This window comes from Wolbachia endosymbiont of Cylisticus convexus, from assembly GCF_003344345.1.
The window spans coordinates 1-6,885 of the sequence record NZ_QPIP01000080.1 but is presented as its reverse complement, the minus strand read 5'-3'; the positions used below and the strand labels follow the sequence as shown (position 1 = coordinate 6,885).

Annotated in this window: 4 protein-coding genes and 4 pseudogenes; 6 read left to right on the top strand and 2 right to left on the bottom strand. The window is 33.5% G+C overall.

Going from position 1 to position 6,885, the window contains the following annotated elements:
* Nucleotides 1-9: 9 nt before the first annotated feature.
* Nucleotides 10-963, bottom strand: a pseudogene (locus tag Wcon_RS13415) (IS110 family transposase).
* A 241-nt stretch (nucleotides 964-1,204) separates the two neighbouring features.
* Between Wcon_RS13415 and Wcon_RS07490 the strand changes: the two are divergent.
* Entirely contained in the window at nucleotides 1,205-1,453 is a 249-nt protein-coding gene (locus Wcon_RS07490) for a hypothetical protein (protein WP_237350109.1), read from the top strand.
* On the opposite strand, the gene Wcon_RS07485 is transcribed toward Wcon_RS07490, so the two are convergent.
* Entirely contained in the window at nucleotides 1,450-2,625 is a 1,176-nt protein-coding gene (locus Wcon_RS07485; protein ID WP_114517749.1) for an aspartate aminotransferase family protein, read from the bottom strand. The two genes, Wcon_RS07490 and Wcon_RS07485, sit on opposite strands and share 4 nt — an antisense overlap.
* Before the next feature lie 64 nt (nucleotides 2,626-2,689).
* Between Wcon_RS07485 and Wcon_RS07480 the strand changes: the two are divergent.
* The 5 genes and pseudogenes from Wcon_RS07480 to Wcon_RS07460 form a co-directional block, all read left to right on the top strand.
* A pseudogene (locus Wcon_RS07480) lies at nucleotides 2,690-4,115 on the top strand (sensor histidine kinase).
* 179 nt (nucleotides 4,116-4,294) lie between these two features.
* Entirely contained in the window at nucleotides 4,295-5,032 is a 738-nt protein-coding gene (locus Wcon_RS13410) for a WD_0702 family putative metalloprotease (protein ID WP_114517748.1), read from the top strand.
* A 192-nt stretch (nucleotides 5,033-5,224) separates the two neighbouring features.
* Nucleotides 5,225-5,488, top strand: a complete 264-nt coding sequence (locus tag Wcon_RS07470) for a hypothetical protein (RefSeq protein ID WP_147269172.1) — start codon at nucleotides 5,225-5,227, stop codon at nucleotides 5,486-5,488.
* A 230-nt stretch (nucleotides 5,489-5,718) separates the two neighbouring features.
* Nucleotides 5,719-5,970, top strand: a pseudogene (locus Wcon_RS07465) (IS110 family transposase); the annotation flags it as partial.
* A 53-nt stretch (nucleotides 5,971-6,023) separates the two neighbouring features.
* Nucleotides 6,024-6,885 (top strand): annotated as a pseudogene (locus Wcon_RS07460) (IS4 family transposase); the annotation flags it as partial.

Here is a 6,885-nt window from a genome sequence, read left to right as displayed (position 1 = left end):
GTCAACTGATTATTTCACTAAATCACCATTAAATGGTTGATTATTTTTTAAAATACCAAAAACCACATGCATTAATTTTCTCATTAATGCGACAATTATTACCATTGGACATTTTCCTTTACTTGCTAAACGTTGGCAAAACTTTTGAAAGTGAGAATTATGATTCTTGACTACTATAGCTGGCATATAAAGAGTTTTGCGAATACGTTCCGACCCTATTTTACATATTCTACTTTTTTTACTGACAGATGAACCTGATTGGTAATATTCAGGATTTAGACCGGCAAAGGCTGTAAATTGTCTAGCATTATCAAAATTATCAACAGATGGCATTTCTGCAACGATAGCAACAGCAGTAAGATGTCCTATACCTTTTACAGTCTTGATGTTTTCTATCATATTTTTTAGGTGTGAATGGTTATTAACATGCTCACAAATCTCTTTTTCTATAGCAGAAATTTCTGTTTCTATTGTAGCAACTACTTCAAGTATGGCTTGCTTACAACGGGAATTCATATTTCAAGCGATTCATCTGTTGTAACTTGTCGTCTTTAAATGCTTGCAAACAACGATAGAGATCTCTTAAACGCTTGACTTCAGTAGGAGCAGGTTTCCAAAGATTAGGTTTATTAGCAATACAAAACCTAGCAATCATGGCAGCATCTGACTTATCTGTTTTGTTTCTGAGTAGCTCACTTTTGCCAAAAGCCTTGATTTGAGCAGGGTTTACCACACTTACATTATGTCCAAGGTCATACATAAAAATAACTATATCTTCACTGTAACAACCAGTCGCTTCTAGGCACAGATGAATAAGGACTGCTCCGTGATTATTACACCAAGCTTTTCAAAACCTTCCTTGTTATTGTGAAAAACTTTATGTCGTTCTTTGTTGTCTATCAATAAACAAGCATCAAGTTTCTTTTTAGAAATGTCTACACCTAAAATAGCATTGACTTGCATAAAATTTCCTCTAGGACTATAACGAATTGAGAGTTTAGACCAACCTTGTAATACGGGATATAATTCCAAAGATACTGTTCAGTCTTTATAACTCTAATTGGAAGGGGAGCAAATCTTCAAATCGGCCTTATTGGCATTAGTTGTACGACGGCTTCACCCTTCCTGTAAGATATTTTAGCTCTAATACCTTACGCTATGAAGATACAAGGAACTGTCTAAATGTGTTTTGAGAAACGGTTCAATGCAGCAGAACCTATTATACATGACATTATCGCTTGGCAATTCGGCTTTCTTCAATATTACAAAAAGTATCTTACAATTGTTGATATTTGATAATGCAACAAAGCTTGACTCACTCAGTGATATAAATGAACTTACACTGATAAGAGAGCAGGAAAAGGTAAAGTGTATGAATGAAGTAGCTATAGCTACTGATTTGTCCGCAATTTCAGTACAGCCAACAACTAGCGAGCAGGTCTGCTACGCTTAACTGAAAGATTTTTCAGTTAAATATTGAGTGAGGATCTCAATGCCTTCATCAATCTCTTTTTCAGTGATAATGAGTGGAGGCAAAATTCTTACAACGTTATCTGATGTTACTCCAACAGTGAGTAAGCTACGGTGACTTAGCTCTTCTGCAAACTTTTGGTTATTCATTTTTACTTTTATTCCGAGCATTAACCCTTTTCCTCTTACTTCTTCTATCATTGGAAACTTACTCGCTAAGTCCTCTAATTTATTTTTTAAATACTTACCTCTGACTTCAACGTTTTCTAAGAAGCCAGTGCTGAGCAATTCATCCAGTACAGCATTGCCTACTGAAGTTGCAAGTGGATTGCCACCAAAAGTGGAACCATGCATGCCGACCGCGATGTACTTAGCAGCCTTTTCAGTTGCAAGACAAGCCCCTAGCGGGAACCCTCCCCCTATTCCTTTTGCAAGGGCACATATGTCAGGCTTAACTCCTATGTGTTCGTACGCAAATAATCTTCCTGTTCTACCAGCACCGCACTGCACGCAATCAAAAAATAACAATATATCATTTTCATCACATAGTTTTCTTAGTTCCTGCATAAAGGTATCATCCATTACTTTGATACCACCTTGTCCCTGTATTGGTTCTATTAATATAACACCTATACCACTGGAAATTGCTTTCTTTACACTCTCAATATTGGACTCTATGTTATCACACCATTCAATGTAAGGATTCAGTAATTCAGAAAATTTCTGTCTATCGTTCGTAGCACAGGTTAAAAATGTTCTGCCATGAAATGCACCATGAAACGTTAAAATTCTATGGCGATTTTTATTACCCTTTCCGTTTTGATAGGCCCTGGCAATCTTAAGTCCGCACTCCACTGCTTCTGATCCAGAATTTGTGAAAAATACGGTATCAGCAAAGCTATTGTTTATTAAATTTTCTGCAAAGTTGTTGGCAGTAGAGATATTATAGGTATTTGATATATGCCATAGCTTTTCTCCTTGTAATTTTAGGACATTAGTTAACCGTGGGTTGGCATGACCTAAGCTGCTAACAGCTATTCCAGAGTGAAAATCTATATGGCGCTTGTTGTCGATATCATACAAGTAAATACCTTTACCATAAGAAAAATTTATATTAATAGGAGAATAAACTGGCAAGATAGGAGAAATTGTCATAAAAGTATGATATGCTAATTTTTAATTAATACCATAAAAGCCGTTATTTTACAATGAGAAGGGTATGTATAAATTAAGTAAATTAATTTTTACTAAACTAAAAAAAATAGATATACAAAAATTATCACGCTATTCTCATTAATCCTTGTGATTTTGTTTAGCGTAATATATTGCAATTATTCATTAAGGAATAATTTTCTTTCTTCTTACCGTAATTCGAATGTAAACTTAAAAAATCTATTGGAAAGTAGTATAATAAAAAAATACCATTATTTACTAATAGAAAAGCATCATATTAAATACAACAGTTTTGACTACATAAACCAGCTGGTAAAACTGCGTGCTGAATTATTACAATCAGTGGGCAAAGTAAAGAATTTTAGCTTAATACTGTATGATCAAAATGCCAGAGTAATTTTCAGTAATTTTAATACTCAAGGTCATGATTATGAGCAGTTACTTACAAACGATGAAATTGATAAGTTGCTAAACAATCAAGAAATATTTTATGCTACAGGAAATACATTAACTTCTACTTTTCCTATATTTCATGAAGGTGACACTAAACCTTCGTTTTTTTTGAAGATTATTCAAAGCTATGATGACTCTTGTGTTGTGGTATATAGTTTGTTTTTAATATTCGTGGGCTTATTATTACTCACCTTAATACTGATAATGCTTTATTTGCACTTTTCTAATACAGAAATGCTAGCCAAGCAGCATAAAACTAATATTGAATTACAACAGATTAAAGAGACATTAGAGCAGGAGAATGCAAACAAGTTAAAATTTTTTGCAAGCGTTACACATGAGTTGCGTACACCTCTTAATTCTATTATTGGATTTGCAAAGTTGATCAAAAATGAAACTTTAGGTTCGGTAGATCACTCTCAATACAAGGAATATGTAGACGATATATATAATGCAGGTACGCATTTACTTGCTTTAATTAATGATGTACTCGATTTTTCTAAAGCTGAATCAAGTAGTTTAACGGTAGAGAAAGTGAAGTTTAACCTGAATAAGATAATAGATTCGTGCTTAAATATGCTATCACCTAAACTAAAAGAAACAGGAATTAGTTTAAAGAAAGAGATATCTGATAAACAATTATTAGTTATCACCGATCCCAAAAGAATGAAGCAAGTTATAATAAATTTGTTATCAAATGCAATCAAATTCACTCCTAAAGGTGGTTTAATAAGAATGATTATTAAAGAGAATATAGAAAAAATTTATTAACTATTGAGTTTCATGATAATGGGATAGGGATAATGCAGCAGGACATATATAAAGTCATGTCCGTTTTTGGCCAAGCAGATTCAGGATATAGGAACGAAGGCACAGGTATTGGATTACCGCTAAGCAAGAAGTTAGTAGAGTTAATGGGTGGAACTTTCAACATTAAAAGTGAATCAAAATTTGGTACTACGATAACATTGAACTTCTTTTATGAAGAACAAACATGTGAAGATTTGATTGATTTTTAGTAGAATCTATTTGATATTGCACTTAAAAGTTACGTTATACATTCCTAAGTCATGCTACCGTGGTATCTCTTGGCTGCTAATAAGTAGTGGGATGTCAGTGAACTTAAATTACTTTAGCTATGCTTCCTGAAAACACTTTATACCTCTTTATTATAAAGAAAATTCCTTTATAATAAAGCATGCTAATCAGGAACTTAATAAAACAAGCAACTCAAATAGGAAATAGTGAAAACGTAATACGATATGTCGAATATCTCTATCAATTTGAGAAGTTTAGAAATACATTAAACCTCACTTTGTCACTAATAAAGCAAAATAGACTCTCATTTGAGATATATCAAGAAGGATTAGTGGATATGGAAGAGGGAGTATGTAAGACAATTCGATCTTCTGGTGTAAATAAGTATGTTATTGTGCTAAGAAGGTCAAATCCTTACATCATAGTACATGAACTTTCACATATGGTTGAAAATGAACTGGACTTAAGATTAGAGCAAGAATTTCTCTATAAAGTTTATCAGGATATTGAGCAGAACTTAAAGCAGTCAAATATTCTGGTACAAAAAATTATTGGTCAAATTATATTTAAAGAGATACAAGCTTACCAAATTCCAAAATCACGCGCATCTGAATTATTTGCACGCTATTTTGAGCTATTCGCTTGGGCTCAGGAGGTTTATCCTAAAGATAAAGAGTATCTAATTCGCACTCAAGATTTAAACAAAGTATTTCTTGCTACTAACCAATGGAAAAAGAGCTACCTGGATCAACAAATAATGGAGAGAATAGATAAAGAAGTAAAGAAGTATAGCAACAAAACTGCCTTTAAAGATATAAACAAAGTACAAAGCAGCTGGACTAATAAATTTTCCCCAGAAGGCAAAAAAATTGGTTCTATATTTGGAGATGATAATTAGTTTATACTAGATATTCTTCTACATTTACCATTACAGATGAATCCACCAATGAGCAGTGGAATTATGATTTTCATTGACAAGGCAATTCTAGCATTTTAGAATGCAAGTAATGAAATATAATAAAGAGGGGTAGTTACGCATGTAAATATAGACTTGCCACCTGAGGTAAGAATCAGAAGTCTTATAATAAATATGCTAAGAGGTTCAACAGGCTCTGCTGTAGGGCGATATAAGCAATCAACAACGTTTCCTAATGGGTTGAAAGTAACAGAGGAGGTAAAATTATCTAATGGTTTTATTGATATATTGATGGGAAGAGAAGTACAAATATCTCGCAATGCTGTCACAGTAAAGTGTAGTAGGATAATAACGCGTGCAAATGGGAAAGAACTATCAGAAGCAATAAACCAACAACTTCTTGTTGATTATACCAGAAAGAAATTCCCTTCTTCTTAAATTTCACTTTGTATACCATTTCGATATAATTGTTACGAAGAAGCTACTTCTGCAGTTATAACCGACCAGACTAGTGGTGCCATAAGTGCCCGCTCAGAAGTATGGTTTTGAAGGTGACGGTTAAACCATTGATGGAGTCTACTCAGACTACCTCGTTTAGGAGATTGCTTTAATTATACCGTTTCAAGCTGAAGCACTTCTTCATTATAAATTATAGAGGAGTACTTAAAATGGCAAAGGTCAAAAGTAAATTAGAAATAATGAATCCTGATGCGGCAGGAATAGACATTGGCTCATCTGTACATTATGTATGTGTTCCTGAAGGAAGAGATGAGCAATGTGTGCAAAAGTTTAGTTGTTTTACAGAAGATCTTCACAACATAGCAAAGTGGTTAAAGAAGTGCGAAGTTGCTACAATAGCTATGGAGTCAACAGTGGATTCCTTTGTTTCAAATCTTACTATTACCCACAAATATAAATGGACATAAAAACAAAGTATTACAATATTAAAGTTTGCAAATATTGAGGGTGTAAAATGGAAAGCAAGAGTAATGAATGGGCTAAAAATGAATTTGGAAATGCTGTACTTGGGGATAAAAGATTAACTGATCGATTAGTAGAATATTGCTGATAGCTTGGCAAATATGCCTGAAAGTTCAATCAATCAAGCATGTGAAAGTTGGTCAGAAGCAAAATGGGCATATCGTTTTTTTCAAAATGAGAACGTGAAAGAAAGCGATATTCTAGCTTCACATACTACAAAAACTGTTGAAAGAATAAAAGCTCATAAAAAGATTCTTGTAATTCAAGATACAAGTTGTATTTCATACACGGGCCATAAAAAAACAAGTGGGTTGGGAATTATCTCAAGAAAACGTAGTAAGGGTGTTATGCTGCATACAGCTTTTGCTGTTAGTACAGAAGGCTTGGCATTAGGAATACTAGATCAAAAAATTTACTCGAGACCACCTGTTTCTGAAGAAGCCAAAGAGCTAAAAGAGAGGAATCGTAAAAGAGCACATATTGAAGATAAAGAAAGTATAAAGTGGCTAGAAAGCCTAAAGAAAACAGATAGCATTATAGACTCAACTAAAACTGAAGCTATAACTGTATGTGATAGAGAGGCAGATATTTATGAATTTTTTGAACTTGCACGTAATCTTAACTCAGCAGTTTTAGTAAGAGCTTCCAAAGATCGAGATATAAATAGAAAATCCAGATTTTCCAACGATAAACAAAAATTATGGAAATTTGTTGAAGACTTCTCTAGCATTGGTACAATAGAAATTGAAATCCCTGCAAGAGATAATAAGCCAAAAAGAACAGCATGTTTAGAGGTTAAGTTTGGGAAGTTTATGATGGATCCGCCTAAAAGGCACATAAGGTATAAAGAGTTA